Origin of the sequence: Bacillus sp. FJAT-27916 (genome assembly GCF_001183965.1) — a bacterium.
Classification (GTDB): domain Bacteria; phylum Bacillota; class Bacilli; order Bacillales; family Pradoshiaceae; genus Pradoshia.
Genome location: NZ_LFZV01000001.1, coordinates 3,856,053 through 3,878,739 on the forward strand (window position 1 = coordinate 3,856,053; position 22,687 = coordinate 3,878,739).

The 22,687-nt window shown below is 44.2% G+C and carries 24 protein-coding genes; 2 read left to right on the forward strand and 22 right to left on the reverse strand.

The window, feature by feature from the left end; translation table 11 throughout:
- Positions 1 to 410 (reverse strand): SprT family protein (locus AC622_RS18835; protein WP_231589558.1); only part of this gene is annotated, 410 nt, incomplete at its 3' end.
- A gap of 83 nt (positions 411 to 493) precedes the next feature.
- On the opposite strand from AC622_RS18835, the gene cmpA reads away from it, so the two are divergent.
- Entirely contained in the window at positions 494 to 613 is a 120-nt protein-coding gene (gene cmpA / locus AC622_RS21135; RefSeq protein WP_156185668.1) for a cortex morphogenetic protein CmpA, read from the forward strand.
- Positions 614 to 635: 22 nt separating this feature from the next.
- Here the strand turns inward: cmpA and AC622_RS18840 are convergent, their stop codons facing one another.
- The 14 genes from AC622_RS18840 to acpS form a co-directional block, all read right to left on the reverse strand.
- Positions 636 to 2,798, reverse strand: coding sequence for a Tex family protein (locus AC622_RS18840; protein WP_049672438.1), 2,163 nt, complete (start codon positions 2,796 to 2,798; stop codon positions 636 to 638).
- 102 nt (positions 2,799 to 2,900) lie between these two features.
- Complete coding sequence (locus tag AC622_RS18845) at positions 2,901 to 3,509, reverse strand: PP2C family serine/threonine-protein phosphatase (protein ID WP_049672439.1); 609 nt, start codon at positions 3,507 to 3,509, stop codon at positions 2,901 to 2,903.
- Positions 3,506 to 4,306, reverse strand: a complete 801-nt coding sequence (gene sigB, locus AC622_RS18850; RefSeq protein ID WP_049672440.1) for an RNA polymerase sigma factor SigB — start codon at positions 4,304 to 4,306, stop codon at positions 3,506 to 3,508. Before sigB ends, AC622_RS18845 begins: the two co-directional genes overlap by 4 nt.
- The gene (gene rsbW, locus AC622_RS18855; protein ID WP_049672441.1) at positions 4,284 to 4,757 is read right to left on the reverse strand and encodes an anti-sigma B factor RsbW; all 474 of its coding nucleotides are present in this window, start codon (positions 4,755 to 4,757) and stop codon (positions 4,284 to 4,286) included. The genes sigB and rsbW overlap by 23 nt, the downstream gene beginning before the upstream one ends.
- Positions 4,754 to 5,086, reverse strand: coding sequence for an anti-sigma factor antagonist (locus AC622_RS18860; RefSeq protein ID WP_049672442.1), 333 nt, complete (start codon positions 5,084 to 5,086; stop codon positions 4,754 to 4,756). The genes rsbW and AC622_RS18860 overlap by 4 nt, the downstream gene beginning before the upstream one ends.
- A gap of 64 nt (positions 5,087 to 5,150) precedes the next feature.
- Positions 5,151 to 6,161 (reverse strand): PP2C family protein-serine/threonine phosphatase, encoded by a 1,011-nt coding sequence (locus tag AC622_RS18865; protein WP_049672443.1) that lies wholly within the window; start codon positions 6,159 to 6,161, stop codon positions 5,151 to 5,153.
- 11 nt (positions 6,162 to 6,172) lie between these two features.
- A complete protein-coding gene (locus AC622_RS18870; protein WP_049673079.1) occupies positions 6,173 to 6,574 on the reverse strand; it encodes an anti-sigma regulatory factor in 402 nt (133 codons plus the stop codon).
- 4 nt (positions 6,575 to 6,578) lie between these two features.
- Positions 6,579 to 6,935, reverse strand: coding sequence for an STAS domain-containing protein (locus AC622_RS18875; protein ID WP_049672444.1), 357 nt, complete (start codon positions 6,933 to 6,935; stop codon positions 6,579 to 6,581).
- Positions 6,936 to 6,937: 2 nt separating this feature from the next.
- Positions 6,938 to 7,768, reverse strand: coding sequence for an RsbT co-antagonist protein RsbRA (locus AC622_RS18880; protein ID WP_049672445.1), 831 nt, complete (start codon positions 7,766 to 7,768; stop codon positions 6,938 to 6,940).
- 335 nt (positions 7,769 to 8,103) lie between these two features.
- Positions 8,104 to 8,466, reverse strand: a complete 363-nt coding sequence (locus AC622_RS18885; RefSeq protein WP_049672446.1) for a type II toxin-antitoxin system PemK/MazF family toxin — start codon at positions 8,464 to 8,466, stop codon at positions 8,104 to 8,106.
- Positions 8,459 to 8,740, reverse strand: coding sequence for a CopG family ribbon-helix-helix protein (locus AC622_RS18890; protein ID WP_049672447.1), 282 nt, complete (start codon positions 8,738 to 8,740; stop codon positions 8,459 to 8,461). The genes AC622_RS18885 and AC622_RS18890 overlap by 8 nt, the downstream gene beginning before the upstream one ends.
- Before the next feature lie 159 nt (positions 8,741 to 8,899).
- Entirely contained in the window at positions 8,900 to 10,063 is a 1,164-nt protein-coding gene (gene alr, locus AC622_RS18895) for an alanine racemase (protein WP_439802448.1), read from the reverse strand.
- Between the two features lie 119 nt (positions 10,064 to 10,182).
- The gene (locus AC622_RS18900) at positions 10,183 to 11,172 is read right to left on the reverse strand and encodes a LolA family protein (RefSeq protein WP_049672448.1); all 990 of its coding nucleotides are present in this window, start codon (positions 11,170 to 11,172) and stop codon (positions 10,183 to 10,185) included.
- A 233-nt stretch (positions 11,173 to 11,405) separates the two neighbouring features.
- Positions 11,406 to 11,765, reverse strand: a complete 360-nt coding sequence (acpS, locus tag AC622_RS18905; protein ID WP_049672449.1) for a holo-ACP synthase — start codon at positions 11,763 to 11,765, stop codon at positions 11,406 to 11,408.
- Between the two features lie 48 nt (positions 11,766 to 11,813).
- Between acpS and AC622_RS18910 the strand changes: the two genes are divergently transcribed.
- Positions 11,814 to 12,401 carry a rhomboid family intramembrane serine protease gene (locus AC622_RS18910; RefSeq protein ID WP_049672450.1) on the forward strand — a complete coding sequence of 196 codons (588 nt, stop codon included), beginning with the start codon at positions 11,814 to 11,816 and terminating at the stop codon, positions 12,399 to 12,401.
- Here AC622_RS18910 and uvsE read toward each other — a convergent pair whose 3' ends face one another.
- The 7 genes from uvsE to AC622_RS18945 all read right to left on the reverse strand — a co-directional run bounded on the left by uvsE (position 12,402) and on the right by AC622_RS18945 (position 22,658).
- The gene (uvsE, locus tag AC622_RS18915) at positions 12,402 to 13,373 is read right to left on the reverse strand and encodes a UV DNA damage repair endonuclease UvsE (RefSeq protein WP_049672451.1); all 972 of its coding nucleotides are present in this window, start codon (positions 13,371 to 13,373) and stop codon (positions 12,402 to 12,404) included. It lies immediately after the preceding gene.
- 403 nt (positions 13,374 to 13,776) lie between these two features.
- Positions 13,777 to 15,255, reverse strand: coding sequence for a DEAD/DEAH box helicase (locus AC622_RS18920; RefSeq protein WP_049672452.1), 1,479 nt, complete (start codon positions 15,253 to 15,255; stop codon positions 13,777 to 13,779).
- 274 nt (positions 15,256 to 15,529) lie between these two features.
- A complete protein-coding gene (locus AC622_RS18925; protein WP_049672453.1) occupies positions 15,530 to 16,216 on the reverse strand; it encodes an alpha/beta hydrolase in 687 nt (228 codons plus the stop codon).
- Positions 16,217 to 16,352: 136 nt separating this feature from the next.
- Positions 16,353 to 17,714, reverse strand: coding sequence for a UDP-N-acetylmuramoyl-tripeptide--D-alanyl-D-alanine ligase (locus AC622_RS18930; RefSeq protein WP_049672454.1), 1,362 nt, complete (start codon positions 17,712 to 17,714; stop codon positions 16,353 to 16,355).
- Positions 17,715 to 17,803: 89 nt separating this feature from the next.
- On the reverse strand, positions 17,804 to 18,877 hold the full coding sequence (locus AC622_RS18935; RefSeq protein WP_049672455.1) for a D-alanine--D-alanine ligase: 1,074 nt from the start codon (positions 18,875 to 18,877) through the stop codon (positions 17,804 to 17,806).
- A 190-nt stretch (positions 18,878 to 19,067) separates the two neighbouring features.
- Positions 19,068 to 19,832, reverse strand: coding sequence for a hypothetical protein (locus AC622_RS18940; RefSeq protein ID WP_049672456.1), 765 nt, complete (start codon positions 19,830 to 19,832; stop codon positions 19,068 to 19,070).
- 420 nt (positions 19,833 to 20,252) lie between these two features.
- The gene (locus AC622_RS18945) at positions 20,253 to 22,658 is read right to left on the reverse strand and encodes a heavy metal translocating P-type ATPase (protein ID WP_049672457.1); all 2,406 of its coding nucleotides are present in this window, start codon (positions 22,656 to 22,658) and stop codon (positions 20,253 to 20,255) included.
- Between the last annotated feature and the right edge of the window lie 29 nt (positions 22,659 to 22,687).

Sequence of the window (22,687 nt, forward strand, 5' to 3'; positions counted from 1 at the left end):
CATATTTCTTTCATCCGCCTTTTTCTTCTGTATTCCATACGGCAGGATTGGCATTCGTACACCCACTTAATCTTGTGTACAGTGGGTTTTGCACTTTGGAGTACCGAGCAGAATCGCGGCGATCCGGTTTCCCGGAGCAACCTTTTAAAATCTGCATCTCCATGCTTATACCCTCTTCCGAGCAAGTGAAGATGGTAATGGCATAGCTCATGCTTGATAATCCCTTCAAGCTCTTTCATCCCGAGCTCATCGAGGTATTTGCGGTTGATTTCAATATTATGGCTGGAAAGCAAATAACGTCCGCCAGTCGTCCGAAGCCTTGCATTGAAAAGTGCTTTGTGAAGAAACGGCCTATGGAACTGTTTAATTGAGATATCTTCGACGAGCGCTTGTAATTCTTCTTCCGTCAACTCAGCTTCCCCCTTCAAATAGTATCAAACGAACCCAGTATAACATACACTAAACTATCTAATCGGCAAAGGAGGGTTCCTTTATGCCCCTTTGGCTGCAAAATCAAATCCAGCGTGCCTTTTATGAAAAAGACAGCAAGCAAATCCTATTATTGAATCAATGCTGGTATTTCTATAAGAAAAGCATTGCCTCAGAAAGCTAACAAGGCAATGCTTCTTTTATGATCAAGAGTTCGGTGCAATCATCGTTAGCGCAATACGCTCTTTTGGCACATCCACTTTCTCTACCCAGACAGTGACAACATCTCCTACTGCGACTACATCCATCGGATGCTTTACATAACTGTTTTTCAGCTTTGAAATGTGCACCAGTCCCGCTTGCTTTACGCCAATGTCCACGAAGGCTCCGAAATCTACAACGTTACGGACGGTTCCTTGGAGTTCCATCCCCGCTTTCAAGTCCTCAAGCTTAAGTACATCCTTCTTCAAGAGTGGGGCAGAAAGTTCATCACGCGGATCCCTGGCAGGACGCATTAAAGAGTCCAGGATATCCTGAAGTGTGATTTCACCAACTCCTAATTCCACTGACAGCGTACGAACATCAACATGCGCCAATGCCTTTCGCAGCTTTTCACTGCCTAGATCATCTGTTGATAGCCCCTGGCTTTTCAGCAGAGAGCGTACTGCCGCATAATTCTCAGGGTGAATAGCCGTCCGGTCCAATGGTTCTGCCCCATCCGGCACACGGAGGAATCCGATTGCCTGCTCATATGTCTTCGCTCCCAGACGAGGAATAGCCTTCAGTTCCTTCCGGTCCGTGAAAGCCCCTTCCTCTTCTCGCTTCTTCACAATATTTTGGGCAACTGTTTTTGAGAGGCCGGCGACGTATTGGAGAAGGGATGGTGATGCCGTGTTAACATTAACACCAACTTGGTTGACGGCTGTTTCTACGACAAAGGATAAAGATTCATTCAATTTCTTCTCTGAAACATCATGCTGATATTGGCCAACACCGACTGATTTCGGATCGATTTTAACAAGCTCTGCCAGCGGGTCCTGCAGACGGCGGGCGATTGAAACGGCACTTCGCTCTTCTACTTGAAGTGAAGGGAACTCTTCTCTAGCAATATCTGAAGCTGAGTAGACACTCGCCCCGGCTTCATTGACGATTAAATAATAAATGTCTTTAGGCTGTCCCTTTAATGTATCGACGATAAATTGCTCAGTTTCACGTGAGGCTGTACCATTCCCAATCGCGACAAGCTCGATTTCATATTCTTTAAGAATCCGCAAAATCTTTTCCGTTGCTTCCTTTCTTTTTGAAACAGGCGGATGCGGATAGACAACTCCAATCTCCAGCATTTTTCCAGTTTGGTCAACAACGGCAAATTTACAACCTGTCCGGTAAGCGGGATCCACTCCCAGCACCATTTTTCCTTTAAGAGGCGGCTGAAGCAATAGGTTGCGAAGGTTCTCAGAGAAGATATGAATAGCTTGATCTTCCGCCTTATCGGTGAGCTCATTGCGAATCTCCCGTTCAATGGAAGGCTGGATGAGACGTTTATAGCCGTCTTCAATCGCTTCCTTCAAGAGATCTTCACATACTGTTTTTCCTTTGATCACTTGGCGTTCGATATAGCTGAGAATTCTATCTACGTCTGCTTTAACGCTGACTCTTAGGACACCCTCCTTCTCTCCACGATTAAGGGCGAGGATACGATGAGGGACAATCTTTCCAGCTGCTTCCTCGTATTCATAGTACATCTCAAAAATATTCTTCTCGTCTTTCTCCTCATCCTTCACGACTGATTTAATCATACCGCGTTTGTATGTATCATCCCGGATCCACTTTCGGAAGGCTGGGTTATCTGCGATTATCTCAGCAATGATATCTCTCGCCCCCACTAAGGCTTCCTCAGCGGATTCAACTCCTTTTTCGCTATCGATATAATGCGCTGCCTCCTGAAGCGGGCTGCCGGACACAGGGCATGCGATAGCCCACTCAGCAAGCGGCTCAAGTCCTTTTTCCTTCGCGACAGTCGCCTTCGTACGGCGTTTTTGTTTATAAGGACGATATAGATCCTCTATCATTTGTAATTTCGTTGCTTGCACAATTTCCTTACGCAGCTCAGGCGTTAATTTCCCCTGTTCTTCAATAATACGCAGGACCTCTTCCTTGCGCTTCTCCAGATTGTCCAGGTATGACCATTTCTCCGAGATTGTCCTAATCTGCACCTCATCGAGCGAGCCGGTCATTTCTTTACGGTAACGCGCAATGAAAGGAATGGTATTTCCTTCTTCCAGAAGCGTCAGTACATTAGCAGCCTGCTTTTCTTTGACGGAAGCCTGATTGGCTATTAGGCGAATTAGTTCCTCTTTGGATTTCATTCAATCTAACCTTTCTATTAGGGCTTTTCTCTTAATAGTACCACATTCCTTATACTGGAATCACAGGGGGGAGTTCAGACATAAAAAAAGAAGCCTCTTGTTTCATTCAAGTAGACTTCCGAATATAAATGTTATGTCATCTGAGGCAGCTGAATTCGTATGTTCCAGCTGCTTAGCTGATACTTCCAGGGATCCTGAGAGCCCGAAAAAGTTCTTTGTGCCCCTCATTTCAAACCCATCTGAATGAATCAAGAATCTCGAATTAGGTATATAGGAAAATTCCTGTGTATGAAAATGCTGCTTCCTCCCAGACATATAGCCTGTCACCGGAAGAGGGTAAACCAATTTGCCGCCATTTGGCGGATAAAGATAAAACCGGATATTCCCAACACAGCTGTAGCGGAATCTCTTCTCCTTGAAATAAACCTTAAAGATAGCAACTGCCGCTCCCCTCTTCTGAACGAGCACTCGGTTGCACCGATCCATTAATGAGTCCACATCTTCCTCATGGCAGTCACGAACTACATCAGTCACTGCGCGCGAGGATTCATGAGCAAATTCACCTGACCCTAGACCATCCGCCAATACACAAATGAAATAATCATCAGTTGCCAAGAAAAAGTAATCATCCCCACATAAGGCCTTGCCGTTCTTAGACGATTGAGCGGCAATTGCCTCAACCTTGCTATCCCGCAGGATTTCATGTTTCACTGAATATACTCCGAGTTCTCAGCGTTAATCGCTTCTTGCAGTTTCTTAATGGCTCTTCTCTGCAAGCGGGATACATGCATTTGCGAGATGCCAAGCCTGTCGCCAGCCTCTTTCTGACTTAAGTTCTCAAGGTACGTATATTGGATGATTTTCTTCTCCCGGTCACTTAGAACGTGCAAGACCTTCTCAAGCACCAAGCGTTGATTTACCTTTTCATACCCTTCATCTATATTCCCGAAGATATCTAACAACGTCACGGTGCCTCCATCTGAGTCCGCTTCTATAGAATGGTCAACAGACAAGGCTTGATAGCTCTTGCTCATCTCCATTGCCTCAAGAACTTCTTCTTCAGAAACATCCAAGTATCTGGCGATCTCTTCTATCTTTGGAGAACGATGTAATGTTGAGGTTAGTTCTTCTACGGTTGTCTTAATCTTGGGGCCTAGTTCTTTAATTCTGCGCGGCACATGAACACTCCACGTCTTATCACGTAGAAAGCGTTTAATCTCCCCAATAATAGTCGGAACAGCGAATGCCTCAAAGCTTTTGCCAAAGGAATCATCATACCGGCGAATTGCCCCGAGCAGGCCAATCATGCCCACCTGAATGATATCCTCATGATAAGATTTCCCTTTGGAATATTTCCTTGCGATTGTTTCGACTAAACCTTGGTAATGGAGGACGAGTTGATTTTGTGCTTCCTGGTCTCCATTCTCTTGATATGCCTTAATCCACTGGGTGACTTGTTCCTTAGTTTGAGCTCTGATTTCTTCGTTAGTTTGAGATTGTCTCTGCATCACTCTCCACCTGCTCCCCCTCAAGAAACTTCGTCATGAACACTGTCACACCCTCATTCTGGTGTATTTTAACCTCATCCATGAGCGTCTCAATCAGATATAGACCCAATCCTCCTTCTCTTAGAAATTCCACAGACTGGTCTCTCTCGTATGGACCTAATCCTTGTCTTACTTCGTCAAAATTGCAGCTCTGTCCATTATCAACAACCATCACTTCCAAGCGATCTTCATAAAGGCCGAATCCAATCACTACTTCCCCTTCATTCTTACCTTTATAAGCATGCTGAACAGCATTTGTGCAAGCTTCACTTGTCGCAATCTTCAAATCTTCTATACTATCATAGGAAAATCCCATCCGACTGGCGATGCCTGACAGCGTCAATCGCATGATTCCGATAAATTCTGGTTTGGCCGGTAATTTCATCTCAATGTATTCATATGTCTCAGTCATTGTGCTCCACCCTCTGCATGGCTTTTTATATGGATAATATCAGCAAGTCCCGTGATTTCAAACAATCTATGCAAGCGTTCGGATAAACCGATGATCTTAAAATCACCATTATGTGCCCTGACGTTCTTAAACAAACCGACAAATACGCCCAGCCCCGTGCTGTCCATATAGGATACTTCTGATAAATCGACCACCATTACTACTTTGTCTTTATCAGAGAGCGGGAAAAGCTTCTCCCTTAAACGAGGTGCCGTATAGGCATCAATCTCCCCCTTCACGTATACACGAACTTCCGAATTTATATCTTGAACATCAATAGATATATTCATTAATTGACCCTCTCCTCAAAAAATATGTCTTTAGCGTTCTTATAAATACCCGTTTTTATCCAATCTAAAACTTACGTCGGATAATGATTAACGTAAAGTCATCACGCAGCTGGAAATGCTGCATTTTTTCAAGCTTCTTAAACAAATTATTTACAATGCACTGCGCATCAAGGTGGATTGATTTTTGGATAAGTTCAACCAATGTATCCCGCTCGATAAACCCTTCCTTTGTCCGGCATTCCGTTACGCCGTCCGAGAGCAGGATAATCATGTCGCCGACTTCGATTTTCCGCTCATATTGTTTGTATACCGTCCGTTTGTCCACCCCAAGCAGGAGCCCTCTTGCAGTCAGCTCCGTAAATTTATTTTCTTGATAATCATAGAAGAACCCTGGCTCATGTCCAGCTGATGCATATGTAAAGATATGATTAGAAGGGTCATATAACCCATAAAACATGGTAATAAACATACTGGGGTCCACATTTTGTTCAACCACTCTATTGATGCTCTCAAGTACACTTGCTGGGGATGTCCGGTGCTCCGGCAGGGAATCCATCGCATATTTAATCATGGACATACACAATGCTGCTGGAATCCCTTTCCCGATAATATCCGCAATCGCCACAGCAACCCGGTTATGTTCATCCTCTACAAAGTGAAAATAGTCACCGCTCATATGCTTGGCCGGCACACTGATTGCTCCGATATCGAGATTATCCACAACCGGAATATTTGTGCCAAGCAAAGTTTGCTGAACATTTGTCGCAATTTCCATTTCACTTTTCAGCTCGCGCTGCTGGTGCCTCAGGCTTTGGAGCTCACGGAAAGCAACGCCGTATTCAAGCATCACCTCAAGCAGGAAATCGAGTGAATTCATCGCATCGCTCGAAAGGTCAGGGAAGATTTGTTTCAGCGCATTTTGATGGATACTAATAATCTCTTCTGGTGATACGTCACTTTCCATGGCTGATTTGCTGATTTTCTGACCCAAATATAGAGCCTGTTCCGTCTGCTCTGCTAAGTACTTCGAGAGAGCATCTCGGTAATCTCTTTCCAAATACTCTCTTTTCGTCACGCATCTCCCCCCTATCGAATCCATTTGGTTGTCGTGATTTTCGTCCCAACTCCCACTTCTGAGTCAATATCAAATTCATCCATCAAACGCTTTACTCCAGGCAGCCCTGCACCTAGTCCGCCTGATGTGGTGTAGCCGTCCTCCATCACTTTTCTGATATCACTGATACCAGGACCTTTATCTTCTGCTATGATGCGCAAGCCTGTTCTGCCGTTATCCCATAGCTTCTCAATACAGATTTCCCCCTGGCCTGCATATAAATAAATGTTTCTCGCCAATTCACTGATCGTGGTGGTGATTCTCGCCTGGTCCACTGTGCCAAACCCTAACTCCTTGGCCACATTTCTCCCTACTTGCCGGGCAGCAACAATATCCCACTCATTTAATATTTTTACGTAGGATTGGGTACTCATCATGCTAGTCCCCCAGTTCCTTCTGTAATTTCTCCAATCCTTTTTCAAGGTCAATTGCCGTCATGACATCAGATAACGTAATGCCAAGCTCGACCAATGTGATGGCGACGGCCGGCTGTATGCCTGTAATCACCACTTTAGCACCCATCAGCTTCGACATATTAATGACATCCCCTAGAACCTTGGCAATGAACGAATCAATAATCTCGATTGACGTTAAATCGATCACGACCCCATTCGCATTGGTTTCATGGATCTTATGTAATAAATCCTCCTGGAATTGAAGAGCTGTCGCATCATCTAATTCCCATTGAATCGAGATTAGCAGGCAATCATGCAGCTTTAATATTGGAATTCTCATTGTCACTCCTCCGTAATCTCTATAATTTTTCTATTCGTAATCTGGAGTGCCGCTTCCACACCCTTTTTTAGTGTATTTTTTGTAATAATTTCATCTAAATTGATCCCTAAGTTAACAATTGTTTGAGCAATTTCCGGGCGAATCCCTACAAGCATACATTTCGCTCCGACGAGGCGTACAGCTTCAGCTGCTTGTATAATGTGATGCGCCACCATGGTGTCTACAACAGGCACTCCGGTAATATCAATCAATACAACCTCTGAACGGTGTCTAACAGCCCCGCTTAACAAATTCTCCATAATCTGTTTGGCTCGTTCTGTATCAATGGTGCCAATAAGAGGCATAACCGTAATTCCCTCAAAAACCGGAATAAGCGGTGCAGAGAGTTCCTGAAGCGCTATACGCTGCAGGGAAACGGTTCTTTCCCAAGTAGATGTATACACATTGATGATTTCATTATTCAACGGTGTGATCCATTCATCAAAGTCCAGGACAATCTCCAACTGGTTGTCCTTCGTCATTACGCCCTCTTTCACCATACCTTCTGTGACGACGATATTAAATAATTTCATCCCTTCATTTACAAAGGTGAGAGGCCAGCCAAGACGGATAATTTTCTCTGCGAAGTCTCCAAGCTTAGATTGGAATTCTTCGTTTGAGTCCGTAATATTGGATATCAGCACCTCAATGAACTCATTGCTTGTCCGAACAAATACCTGATCAGATACAACATTGATTACCCGTTCATCCGCATTTTCCTTCATCTTGTCAACCCAGCTCTGAAGGATGTCCCCTTTATGATCCTGTATATAATTCTGCACAAACTTATTCATTAGTTCCTCCTTAAAGTTATCTAATGCTTAACCTCTATGCCAATGACAATATTAATTCGATAATTACAAATGTTCTATATAACCACATTATAAACACTAGGATGAAAAATGGGAAATCAGAATGCGGGGGCTTCTTCTAGTCAAAAACATAATTATTTACCCTAAATTTTGAACCACATGCTTTTATTCCCGCTTTTTTTCATTTACTCAAAAAATCCTTATTTTACATATAACAGTAATATTTAATCCAAATTTAGGCAAATAAAAAAAGCCATCAAGATTATTCCCTTGATAGCTTTTTACTGCAGAACATAATTGACTGCTGAATATTCACTTTATAAGTCCACCAGACCAAGACTAATTTGAAGAGCATACACGACTTTTTTCATCATTTCATCGTCTAGCTGCGTAATCTTGTCAGTTAATCGCTGCTTATCAATTGTCCGAATTTGTTCGAGCAGAATAACAGAATCTCGTTCGAATCCATACTTCTCGGCATCAATTTCTACGTGGGTCGGCAGTTTCGCTTTTTGTATTTGAGCCGTAATTGCCGCAATGATTACGGTTGGGCTGAATCGATTCCCTATGTCATTTTGAATGACTAGGACAGGCCTGACTCCGCCTTGCTCAGATCCTACCACTGGAGACAAATCAGCGAAATATACATCACCACGTTTAACATTTAAACCCTTATTCACCGCTGACTAAACGCTCCACAGCATGTTCAGCTTCATATTCGGCCTGAAAGGCTTCAGCTGCCATAGTCAAGTTGATATTAGCCATCTCCATATATCCACGGCGCATAGATTCACGAAATTCCTTCTTCTTACGTTCTTGCAAGTACATCTTCGTTGCTTGATAAATAAATTCGCTTCGATTCACATTTTCTTCTCGCACGTATCCATCCAACTCACTTAGCAAATTTTGGGGCAAGCGTATTAGAATTTCTGTTGTTGCACTGGACTCAGACACAGGCAAACACCTCCACCATCACTACAAACCACTTTAGTCCTTTTTTTATATCTTAACATCAATACCACCTCAAAGAAAGGTGTCTAGTACATTTCTTTCTTATTATGAAGCTAATTCCCCGCAGTTTATACGGATTTTATTCAAAAATGTGTTGAAAAATCATTTACGAAATAACATATTGACAATTTCGACTGTCTTTCCCCCTGCTTTATAGACTCTTGGAATACGGCTTGAAAGCTGGCATGTTATTTCATAATTGATGGTCTCAAGCTTCTCTGCAAGCTCATCCGCTGTAATGGCTTCATTACCATCCGTCCCAATCAATGTTACGACTGCATCCTCTTCAACAGGTTCATCGAGCTTCACCATACATTGGTCCATGCATATTCTTCCTACAATCGGCGCTTTCTTGCCTTTAATCAGTACATTTTGTCCTGAAAGCTTGCGAATCCACCCATCTGCATAGCCGATTGGCAGTGTGGCGATCCACTCCTCACCCTTTGCTTCATAGGTGCCTCCGTAGCTGACCGTGTCACCCTCATGAATTTGCTTCACTTGCTTGACCTTTGTATAGAGAGACAGGGCAGGCTTAAGATTAACTGGAAGTTCATCCTTGATTTCCGGCGATGGGCTCAGTCCATACATAGCAATGCCAACCCGAACCATATTGAAATAGGCCTCAGGCATCCTCATCGAAGCGGCACTGTTGCTCGTATGAATCATCGGCGGAAGAGTGTCCATACTATGAAGAATGGAGATGAATTTTGTAAGCTGATTTTCCGAATGGTCCAGTTCTATTTCATCTGCTTTAGCAAAGTGAGTGAAAACACCTTCTACCTGTATTTTATTTTGATTCTGTAAAATATATTCAAGATCTTTCATTTCTTCTTTGGTGCGTATGCCGAGTCTGCTCATCCCTGTGTCGACCTTAATATGAATATATAAGGGACGCTCGCTGCCATCAAGAACCTTGAGCGCTTCCTCGACATAGGACTTGCTGTGCACATTTACACGGATGCCATACTTTGCAGCTATAGGAGCATCACTCGGACGCGTCGAACCGAGGACAAGAATCGGTACCTCTACCCCAAGCTCACGGAGACGGATTCCCTCATCCAAAAAGGCCACAGCCAAAGAAGTCGCACCTGCACCAAGGGCGGCTTTGGCCACTTGAATATCGCCATGTCCATAAGCATTTGCCTTTACGACTGCCATTATAGAAGTCTCCTCCGGCAATAGTCCCTTAATTGCTTTTATGTTCTCTTGAACGTGGTCTAGATTCACTTCAGCCCATGTATCACGGTAAAATTGGTTGCTCATCATGATTGCTGTACCTTCCTTTTGAAGTTCTGTGTTTTCATTATTCTCCTATTTCAAACGATAGTCAATCTTTCATAGGCAAAATAAAAGGCCCGCATATGCGCGGACCTATCTCATGATGATTATTTCTCTCCAACTGGCGCCACTGATTTGGCCACCATCAGTAATTCATCCATGGTCAGGTTCTTGCCTGCCAGCATGAAATCTGTTCCTTCATAGGACCAGGAGATAGAATTGTCTGTCATGTAACCAACTGTAAAGCCAAGGTCTATCGGCTCGCCTGTTACCGTCGTCACGGCTGCTTCTGTTACAACTTTGGAGTTATTTTCAATCAAGGTATATTCCTTTTCTTTCCCAGCATAGGTGAGAACAGCCTTTTGTCCCTCATCCGTTTCAATCATCTTCTCACCCGCCAATACGACTCCATCAATCTCAGCTGTTGGATATTGAACCTCAAGATCAACATCCTCCTCAGTTGTCATGACTGGAACTTCCAGCTGGGCACCTGTCATATTCTTGCTGACGTCAAAGGCACCTTTTTCATAATCCGGATTGAAGGTCGTTTTCTCAAAGCTTACTTCTACAAGTGTATTGCGGTCCGAATCCATCACTGCAACACGCTTAGGCGCCAGAGTCTTCTTATCAAATTCCACGATTTGCAAAGGAAGCATCTTATTATTCTGATAGCGGGTCTTCGATTCAAATACATAGCTATCATCTGTTGTCTTAAAGGTCGCATCCTTATCATCGCTCACATCCATGATAAGAGATTCATATAAGTACGCTTGGGAACTGTTCTTCGGCCATTCACTTTGGAAGCGGAAGCTCTTATTAAGTGCCGGCGTCAAAACAAATACCCCTTCCTTATTACGCAAAATAATTTGACTTTGGTCCTTCTGGGCATTCTTCAAATTAACTCGGTAATTAGAAGGAGCCTCATACCAGACCTCTACATCATACTCCTGCGGCTCTGAACCCATCTTAAGCGTCATTTTCGCATCAGCCTTGTACCCTTTTATCTCAGACATCTTTTTCTCGAGTGCATCGACCACATCTGTTTGTGATTTCTGACCACAGCCCGCCAATGCAAACATCAAACACAATGCAAACATCAGCACTAGTAACCTCCTCAAAGCTTCTCATCCCCTTTTTACATTAGTAAGTAAAAGGGAGAGGATAAGGCACAAACACGCCATCAGCACGACCTTAAACAGCAAACTCTATTACTCTCTTACTGTCTGATTACATCAATCGGCGCATGGGAATGAATGAGGCCTTGTCTCTCCTATTCGCTAATTGAATATATGAGAGAGCCCGTCTAATTATGTACCTTCACATTGAATTTCTATCTGGACCTATCCTCGAGAATAACCTGGGCAGCCGCATACTCACTCGTATGCGTGATGCTAAGATGAACAGCATAGGAGAGGGAATGCCGAATGATTGGTTTTCCGCTTTTTTCTTGTATAATGGAAATATCCTGAAACGAGAGCTCCTTGCCTATCCCTGTGCCGACAGCTTTTGAGAAGGCCTCTTTGGCGGAGAATCTACCGGCAAACCACTCAATTCTCCTCCTTTCGCCTAAGCTCTCAAAAATCTCCATTTCTTCAGGAGTCAAAATTCGGCTCGCAAACTTCGGCTTGCGGTCAAGCAAATCACGCACCCTGTCCAACTCCACTATATCCAACCCAATTCCTTGTATCATGAATCGCCCGCCTTTTATTCAAAATATTTATTCGATAGGATGATGCCTATGTTCACTAGATCAGAAAGCTTTTCACAATTTATACGCTTCTACCCAGCCGTAAGCCTTATCGCTGCTATCTGTGCCATTCTATTTGCGGCAACTGCCCTGCCTATTCTGCCTAGCATTGATATCTTCACCTCTCTCAGCGGTGTCAACTTTCTCATCAGCGAGGGAGAATACTGGCGGCTGGTTACACCGATTTTCATGCATGCCAATTTTCCGCACATCCTCTTTAATCTCTTTACCTTAATCATCATTGGCCCCGGAATTGAGTCCCTGGCCGGAACAGCGCGCTTCAGCCTGCTCTTCTTGCTGTCCGGCATCCTGGCCAATGTCATTACTTTACTGACAATGCCAGCTATGTATGTCCATGTGGGAGCAAGCGGCGCCATCTTCGGACTATTTGGCTGCTATGCCTATATCTTATTATATAAGAAACATCTGATGACCCGCCAAAATTCACAGACCATTCTAGCCTTAATTGTTCTTTCGGTCGTCCTATCCTTCATGCAGACATCTGTAAACTTGGTCGGCCATATTGGCGGACTGGCAGCCGGATTCCTACTCGCTCCTCTATTTTTGAACAGGATATAATCAAAGCAGGCTGACGTTGAAGCACGCTCCTTTTATTTGCTTAAACCCAGGAGTATGCTTCAGCTCTTCTGCCATACGGAACACAGCAGCATCCTTCAGCTTCGCCTCAAGCATAACATCAATCTGTTCGGCAGCCCTCTTGTTTCCCTTCATGAGCTCAACAATTTCAGTAACCTCCACATAATCTGCATGCGCCTTTGGATTTTTCGCATCCTTCGGTGAGGATAAATGAACCTTTACCGGGAGCGGAGAATGCCCCCATGTTTCAGCAATCCTCTCCCACTTTTCTTCAAACTCACCTTGCGGATTCATTTTATGATGATGCAGGTCAAATACAAAGGGTATCCCTAATTTTTCACATAAATATAAAACATCATCTGCACCGAAAAGGGTATCATCGTTCTCTAAGATAATCATTTCCTGAATCGGCGCCGGCACATGCGCCCAGTTCAAAATGAATTGCTCCAGAGCCTGCTCCTTATCATTATAACCCCCGCCGACATGGAGCACACATCGATGCTTTGGGAATATACCAAACGCCTTCAGCATCCTGTAATGAAAGGTTAACGCCTTGATGGAGGACCTCAGCACCTCCTTGTCCTGACTATTGAGTACGATAAAATGGTCTGGATGGAAATCTACCCTCATGTACGGATGCTCAATTAAGTACTGCTTAATCTCAGCGGCCTCTTGTTTTAACGCATTCATATACGGCCAATCCGCTAGGTCTGGATGGTCAACCAACGGAACAAGCTTAGAGGAAAAGCGAAAAAACTCTATCCCACTTGCTTCATTATGCTTCAGTAAACGTAAGCAATTATGAAGGTTCGACTGTGCAATTCGTTCAAGCTTCCTTACAGCTGCCTCGCGGTCTTTCAGCTTACTGAACTGAGCATAGGTCATTGTCTGTGACGGGGAAGCATTTTGCAGCTCCACGCTCATCGCCACATATCCTAATCGAATATAAGTCATTTTTAAACACCATCTCCTTGCCCTTAGTATGGGCAAGGAGATTTTTGTTTATGAGAGGGACCTACTGAGACTCATCTTACATTCATACAACATGGATTTTCGCCCTTACCCTAAGAGATTCGCTCAGACGGCTTGGATTTCGCCCTTACCCTCAACACATCGCCCATAAACCGTATGTTTTCGCCCTTAAGCAGGTGATTTCGCCCTTAAAACATGAAATCAGCCTTTACTCTCTTCAAAAGTGAGCTTCCGTCATCCCATATCTGCAGACGACACAGAACACTGAAGGGGATCTCCCTCATTACACCCTTCCGAATTCTCACCTCACGAAGCTTCTACAACCTGAATGCATAAAAAAAAGCCAGCCCCTATTCGGGCTGGCTTATGTCAATCAATCGATTGATTATTTGCTTTGGTTCTTTGGTTTGGAGTTGCTGTAAGACTTTCTGCGTCCGCCTTGATTATTGCCGCCGCTACGTCTTCTGTCTCCAGAGCGTCCGTCGCGATTGTACGGACGTTTGCCGCCTCCGCCTTTTCCTTTGTAGGAGCTTTCTTTGCGGAATGGCAACGGTCTTTCTTCAGTGATCGTTACAGGTTTCTCATCCGGCTCTTTAACGAATAATTTCAATGCTGCTGCTACTAGGTCTTCAGCGGTTTGATCTTCAAGCATTTCCTTTGCAAGTGGAAGGTATGCAGTTAGATCTTCAGAGGAAGCTACATTATAAAGCTTCTCTTTAGCTGTTCTTTGTTGACCTTCAAGAGCATCTGTTACTGTTGGTGCTTTCATGCGCTCCATTTTCTTCTTCGTTGTGCGTTCAACGACTTCAAGATAGGACATTTCACGCGGTGTGACGAATGTAATCGCCATACCTTCTTTACCGGCACGTCCTGTACGGCCGATACGGTGAACATAGCTTTCTGGGTCTTGTGGAATATCAAAGTTGTATACATGAGTAACGCCTGAGATATCAAGACCGCGGGCAGCAACGTCTGTTGCAACCAATACGTCGATTGTGCCTTCTTTGAATTTGCGAAGAACAGACATACGGCGTGCTTGAGTCAAGTCACCATGGATTCCTTCAGCAGTATAGCCGCGAACGGTCAATGCTTCTGCAAGTTCGTCAACACGGCGTTTTGTACGTCCAAAAACGATAGCCAATTCTGGTGTATGAATATCGATAAGACGTGTTAATGTATCGAATTTCTCTCTTTCAGGAACACGTACATAGTATTGGCTGATTGCCGGTACAGTCATTTCTCTTGCTTTTACACGAACAGTTTTTGGTTCATGCATGAATCTTTCGGCAATACGACGGATTGGATCAGGCATTGTCGCAGAGAATAACAAGGTTTGGTGATCATCAGGCACAGAAGACAAGATGGATTCGATATCCTCGATGAAGCCCATGTTCAACATTTCATCCGCTTCATCAAGAACGACTGTATGAACATTGTTCAAACGAATCGTTTTTCTGTTGATATGGTCAAGAAGGCGTCCAGGTGTACCAACGATGATATGCGGGCGTTTTTTCAACGCACGGATTTGGCGAGAAATATCTTGTCCGCCATATACTGCAAGGACGCGGGAGCGATTGCCTGCTCCAATTTTGTAAAGCTCTTCTGAAACCTGGATTGCCAGCTCACGTGTTGGAGCAATAATCAAACCTTGGATTTCGTCTTTCTTTACATCAATTTTTTCAATCATCGGAATTCCGAAAGCAGCTGTTTTACCAGTTCCTGTTTGAGCCTGTCCAATTAGATCTCCGCCCTCTAATGCGAGAGGAATCGTCTCAGATTGGATTGGAGTTGCTTCTTCAAACCCCATTTTTTCTACTGCTCGTAATGTGTTGCGGCTAATTCCTAATTCACTAAATAATGCCATTAATTTTTCTACCCCTTTTTCAAATAGGTGTTTTTAACAATTGCTTCAATATATTTTTCATTCCTGTCTAACAGGATTAGGTGTCAGTTCAATATTCCTGTCGCACAGGGTTCGATCTCATAAAAAAAAGCGGCCGAAAATACCCCCGGCAGCATGAGTTCATAAGTCCAATTCATTTGGAAAATGTTCATGAAACGCATGTAATTACTTTATGGTATCAAATACATAGCCGGATTGCAAATATTGTGGACTGCTAAAATATACATGAGCCTTTTTATGTGTGCAAGAACTCATACACTTTTCCAAAGAGCCATTGATTATTCTCACAATGACAAATCAAATGATGACATTCATCAAGCCACACTGCTGTTTTTTCCTTCGATGCTACGGTGTCATATACATATTGGGTACTCTTATACGGTACAATGCCGTCCTGGAGGCCGTGAGCAATAAAGACGGGCACCGAAATATCCTGCAGACGCGGCCGGTATTGTCTGACCAGCCTTCTAAACTGCATAGCTGCAGAAAGCGGTGTATGCTTAATCTTCGCATGATAGCGGAGATATAGAGCATTATCTTTAAGCTGTCCGCGAAGCATTTCACGCCACAGTTCCCCAATCTCGATGGAGAGCTGTTTCGGCGAATAGTAGAAAACGGCTGGTGAAAGCAAAACCAATTTATCAATCGATTGATGAGCCGCTAATGTGGATGCAATCATGCCACCCATCGAAAAGCCAACTACATAAATTGTATCACACTGACACTGCAGTTCATCAAGCGCCTTGCTTGCTGCATCCAGCCATTCGGTATAGGATATGCCTCTTAAACTGCCTCCCTCTTCATGTCCAGGGAGAACCGGACAGGCTGTGACCCAGTCTGTACGCTCTTTTATATATTCCATTAAAGGCTCCACTTCCAGCGGAGAACCAGTAAATCCATGAATAAAAAGGCATCCGATCATTTTATACCCCTAATTCTGTCTATTTAATATATTACCCATTTCCTTATTTTTATTATAAGGTTATGAATAAAAATAATAAAGAAGTCACCCATTTATGCTTTACCGCATGAAACAAATGACCTCTTTTTATTAACCCTTATAGAGCTCCAACAACCTCTTCAAGTCTCATGCCGCGGGATGCCTTCACAAGCACCAGCGCGTGAGGCTCTGTAAGCTCTTTTAATTTCTGAACGAGCGCCTGTTTATCATCGAAGTGGAAGACGCGTTCTGCGCCAAGGTTCCCTTTCGCCCCTTCTGCTAGATTGGCAGACAATTCCCCATATGCTAATACATAATCAATTTCTTCTGTTATGAGTTCTCCCATTTTGTAATGGTAGGCAGCTTCTTCTGGTCCTAACTCGAGCATATCACCTAGAACGAGAATCTTCTTCGTGGCATCTGTCATGGCTTTCACGAGCTCAATGGCTGCTTTCATGGAAGTTGGACTTGCGTTATAGGCATCATTAATGATTTTCTCACCCTTCGCACCGAAGGTTACCTCCATCCGCATATTCGTTAATTTCAGCTCACTGAGACCCTTTGCGATTTCATCAAAGGAAACGCCCATTTCCCTGCCGACAGCAATGGCTGCCATCGAATTTAATACATTATGTGTACCAAGCACCGGCAGAAGGAATTCATGCTGACCTTCCTTTTCAATCGTGAATTTCATGTCATCCTGCCCCGATTCAATCTTAAGCGGGTAGTAATCATTCGTGAGGCTTCTTCCAAACGAGATTTTACGGATTTCCAGGTCGGTAACTCTGTTAATGAGCAGAGGTTCGTCACCATTATAAATTAAGACGCCGTCCGGCTTGAGCCCTTCTACAATCTCCATTTTCGCGTCAGCGATTCCTTCTCTTGAGCCAAGGTCAAGCAGATGGGATTCCCCGATATTCGTGATGATGGCTGCATCAGGTTGTCCGATCTTGGATAAGAGCGAGATTTCCCCGCGGCTGCTCATCCCCATCTCCAGGATTAGCATCTCGGTATCCTCAGGAGCCGATAACACAGTCAGCGGCAGGCCAATATGATTATTGAAATTCCCGCTTGTCTTGTGGACACGATATTTCGTTCCCAATATGGACGCCGTCATGTCCTTTGTCGTCGTTTTCCCATTTGAGCCTGTGATGCCAATCACCTTCGTATCGAGCTCATTCAAATAGGCCTTTGCTAATTGCTGCAAGGCCTTTAGACTGTCATCAACAAAGACGAGGGCTGCCCCTTTTGGCGGATTCGGCTGACTATGTTCCCAAAAGCTCGCTGAAGCTCCTTGCTCGAATGCCTGCTGGACATGGTCATGACCATTGCTTTTCTCTCCTTGAAGCGGCACGAAAAGATTGGCATTCGTGATTTTTCTCGTATCTGTTGTGACGCCCGCTACCACGACCTCTTTCATTGAATCGTGAATTTGTCCGTCTACCATGGCTGCAATTTCAGCTAGTGTACGTTTAATCATGTTAATCCTCCATTACATTTTCGTCCCTGAAATTCAGGTAAGTACATACCATTCAGCATGTACTTACCCTTATCAATACATCTATAGGCTTAGATGGTGTATTTAATTTTTTGTTTTTCCGCATGGCGGTCAAGAGCTAATTGGATAAGCTTTTCAATCAGCTGCGGGTATTCTACGCCCGTATGCTTCCATAGCAGCGGGAACATACTGAACGGCGTGAATCCAGGCATGGTATTCACTTCGTTAATATACGCTTTACCCTCCGCAGTCAAGAAGAAGTCCGCTCGCACTAATCCAGAACAATCTAATGCTTTGTAGGCTTTAATAGCCATTTCCTTGAGATTCGCATATTCTTCCTCAGTGATCTCAGCCGGGATAACTAAAGCCGTATCCCCATCTTCATATTTCGCTTTATAATCATAGAAATCTTTTTTCGGGATAATCTCACCTGCGACAGACACTTCCGGATAATCATTGCCAATCACACCAAGCTCAACCTCACGCGCCTTGACACCTTCTTCAATGATGACTTTGCGGTCGAATTGGAACGCCTCCGCAAAGGCTGCCAGAAGCTCCTCACGATTGTCTGCCTTGCTGATTCCAACACTTGAGCCGAGATTAGCTGGTTTCACAAAGCAAGGATAGCCGATCTCTTTTTCGACTTCGTCACAAACTGTTTCTTCATTGCCTGTATATTCTGAACGAAGATAGGATGAATATCCCACTTGTGTAAGTCCTGCCTGTGCAAAGATATTCTTCATAACAACCTTATCCATCCCTGCAGAGGAAGCAAGCACACCATTTCCAACATAAGGGATATTCAACAGCTCTAATAATCCTTGAACCGTTCCATCTTCTCCGTTTGGTCCATGCAGAAGCGGGAAGACAACGTCAAAGCCTTCACCAGATTCTTGTGGGACAATGCTGTTAAATCCAGTTGCTTCAATGGCTCCCTCATTCGTGCCAAATTCCAATTGTTTCACGGATTCGACCGGCCCTTCAAGCTGAGGTCCCTTGATCCATTGACCCTCTTCATTTATGTAAATCGGATGTATATCAAATTTAGAAGCATCCAATGCTTTAATCACAGCAAGCGCTGTTTGCATTGACACTTTATGTTCAGCAGATTTTCCGCCATATAATAACCCAAGTCTAATTTTCATTTAAACGTACCTCCGTTAATTAATCCATAGTCTATTGTATCATTCCCCTTCAGAACATGAAATGAATCCTGCGAGCTGAATAGTCCATTCTGGGCAAATCACACATTCATCTTATTATATGCATTTTTTCATCCTGGTTGTGAATATTTTAAAAGAGAAAACCTCCCTTTTTATAGGGAGGTTAATTAATTTAACGAACAAGCGTCCATTCTTTTTGTTTCTTCTGGAAAACAAGCTTCGCTGTCTGCCTTGTACGATATACATTTTTCAGCTCATGCTCAAGGTCATCCTCATGGGAGAAGTCCCCGACAGACCATACTGGTATTTCAGCTGTCTGCCTCGTATTAATAGATTTCTCGAAGCTGATAATGGCACCTTCATTAAAGATTGGGGACAATTGCTTGATCATTTCTTGCGGCACATCAGGCAGACTGACCTTTTTCTTTGTGCCAAAAAAGCTTCGCTCCGCCTTGCTCCATTCGGCCAGCTCAGGAATCATTCTGGATAGAATCTCATAGAAATCCTGCCAGCTGCGATAGTAAATCTTATTATAGAGGCCATCCTCCTGCGTTAAATAGACAAAGCGATTATTCATTTTCTGATAAAAAGGGGAACGTAAATGATTAAAGGTATGCCGCACATATAAAATCTCGGCAATCTCCCACGGAGCAAGCTCCTCCAGGCCGTCAATATCCTCAAAGTCCATCCAGACCAGCTGTTCGATTTCCTTGCCGTTCTCCTTGCAAAACCGCTTATAGGATGGAAAGGTTACATAATTAAAGTGTGTATGCATGTCAAATTCAACATCCATGAAAGGATGGTCAAGCAGCAATAAATTCTCAGGCAACTCCTTCATTGCCTGCATGAAGGAGCAGAAATCAATCCCAAACGAAGCAACGAAATGTTCTGCCTCTTGTTTATGAAGATAGATGAAATCTCTCTTAACACTTCTCATTATTACAAACCCCTCCGACATATACCCATTCAGAAATACCTGTCTGAGCACGCAACTGCCAATCTATTTAAACGCATCGAAATACTTATTCTAGACAAATAATAAGTCCGTTCTTTCTTCCCTTATATTTTAGACGAATTAAACGTAAAAAAGATTCATAAATCGGGAAAAAAATCATATTGTAAAATGGCTGTAACATTGGTAAAACACATGGATAGATTTTGCCCTGTTTTTAAGGCATTTAACCATAATAAACCTATCGTATCAGGATGAAATCCCCAAGTCGAGAAGGGAGCATCCATCGGCTTAATTATCGGCAGGAAGACCGAAATCTACATTCTTGCCTTCTTTTTCAAGATAATATGTACAAAAATGGGCGGTGGGCAACAATCAGTTTGTTCCCCACCGCTCATTCGCTCTTTAGAGTTTTAATCTTTGCAGACGCAAAGCATTCAATACAACACTGACCGAGCTAAACGCCATCGCTGCTCCTGCGAGCCATGGGGCAAGCAGTCCGCAGAAAGCCACCGGAATGCCTAATGCATTATAGCCAAATGCCCAAAAAAGATTCTGTTTGATGTTCCTCATGGTCTGCCTGCTTACATATAAAGCATCGGCAACACCTTGCACATCACCCTTCATCAGCGTAATATCTGCCGCCTCCATCGCCACATCAGTGCCTGTGCCGATTGCAATGCCGACATCAGCCAATGCAAGCGCTGGGGCATCATTAATCCCGTCACCGACCATGGCAACCTTTCTGCCTTGCGTTTGAAGATTGCGAACCTCATTAGCTTTTCCTTCAGGGAGCACTTCCCCGATGACATGCGTGATTCCTGCCTGCTTAGCAATCGCCTCCGCCGTACGCTGATTATCTCCGCTGATCATCCATACTTCAATACCCTGGGTTTGCAGTTCTTTGACAGCACGAGCGGATTCTTCTTTGATTGTATCAGCAACAGCCACAACTGCGGCAATCTCTTCATCAACGGCCACAATCATAGCCGTTTTGCCCATACTCTCTAATTCAGCCATCAATGGTTCAACGTCCATAATGGGCAAGCCTGCCTGCTCGACCAAGCGCCTTGTACCGACACGAATCTGCCGGCCATCAAGCTCAGCGACAACGCCATATCCCGGAACAGCCTCAAAGGACGAGACTGCCTTTAATTGCAGCTGGCGTTCTCTTGCCGCCTCCACAATTGCTTCAGCCAGAGGATGCTCAGAGGGCTTTTCAACAGCCGCCGCAATCTGCAGCACTTCCTCCTCACTCCATTGACCCAGCAGCTTGATATCCGTTAAGGCAGGCTTTCCATAGGTAAGCGTCCCCGTTTTATCAAAAATAACCGTATCAATCTGATAGAATGTTTCTAAATACTCTCCACCTTTAAATAGAATGCCATGTTCAGCCGCCCTGCCGGAACCTGCCATAATGGAGGTCGGCGTAGCAAGCCCTAATGCACACGGGCAGGCAATAACGAGGACAGCAATCGTATTCTCCAATGCCTCACTAAAATTGCCTGGTGAAACGATGAAATACCAAGCAATAAAGGTAAGGATGGCAATTCCGACGACGATTGGCACGAAAATCCCGGAAATTTTATCAGCCAATCGCTGGATAGGTGCTTTAGAGCCCTGGGCCTGCTCGACCACTTTAATAATTTGCGCGAGCGCTGTATCCCTGCCAACCTTAACCGCCTTAATCTTGAGGAAGCTGTTCTTATTGAGTGTTGCACCATACACCCTATCTCCAGCTTGTTTATCAATCGGTACACTTTCTCCTGTAAGCATGGATTCATCCACACTGGAGGATCCTTCTATGACCTCTCCATCGACCGGAATTTTCTCTCCTGGCCGCACATAAATAAGATCATCCACACGGACCTCCTCAAGCGGAACGGTCACTTCCTCATTGTCACGAATAATAACAGCAGTTTTCGGCTGGAGGCCCATCAGCTTCTTAATAGCCTCTGAGGAACGCCCCTTCGCTTTTGCTTCAAACAATTTGCCCAGCAAAATCAACGTGATTAAGATGGCACTCGTTTCAAAATAGAGAGCTGGATGATGGCCAGCATGACCTGCACTTCTAATGGCTTCATATAAGCTGTAGAAATAGGCAGCCGATGTTCCGAGTGCGACCAAAACATCCATATTGGCACTTCCATTGCGAAGCGCCTTATAGGCCCCCTCATAGAATTGCCAGCCGATAATAAACTGAACTGGTGTCGCAAGGGCTAATTGCACCCATGGGTTCATCAAGAACTCCGGCACATACATCCATGACGTAAAGCTAAAGTGTCCGAACATCGTCCATAGCAATGGAAAAGCCAGGATAGCCGAAATAATGAACTTCCACTGCTGTTTCTTAATGGCCTTCTCGCGCGGGTTATCCTCTTTTGCTTCTGCATCCTCTTTCAACGCTGCATGATAGCCAAGCTTCTCGACTCTCTCAATCAGGTCCCTCTCAGACACCTGGCTTTCATCATATTCAACCGTACCTTCTTCTAAGGCAAGATTCACATTTGCCCCAATGACACCGTCCATTTTTGATAAGCCTTTTTCAATTCTCGTTGCACAGGCAGCACAACTCATTCCTGAGATGACGAGATTCGTCTGCTTCGTTGCCACACCATATCCGATTTTCTCCACCTTATCCTTGATGTCCTGTACAGTTATCTTTTTAGGATCGTACACTACTGTGGATGTCTCGGTAGCGAGATTAACGTTGGCCTCTTCGATTCCGTCCATCTTGCCAAGAACCTTCTCTATTCGTGCTGAACAAGCCGCACAGCTCATTCCAGTCACTTGAAAATGAACTTCCTTCATTCCTTTCACCTCTCTAAGGAAGAAACCAA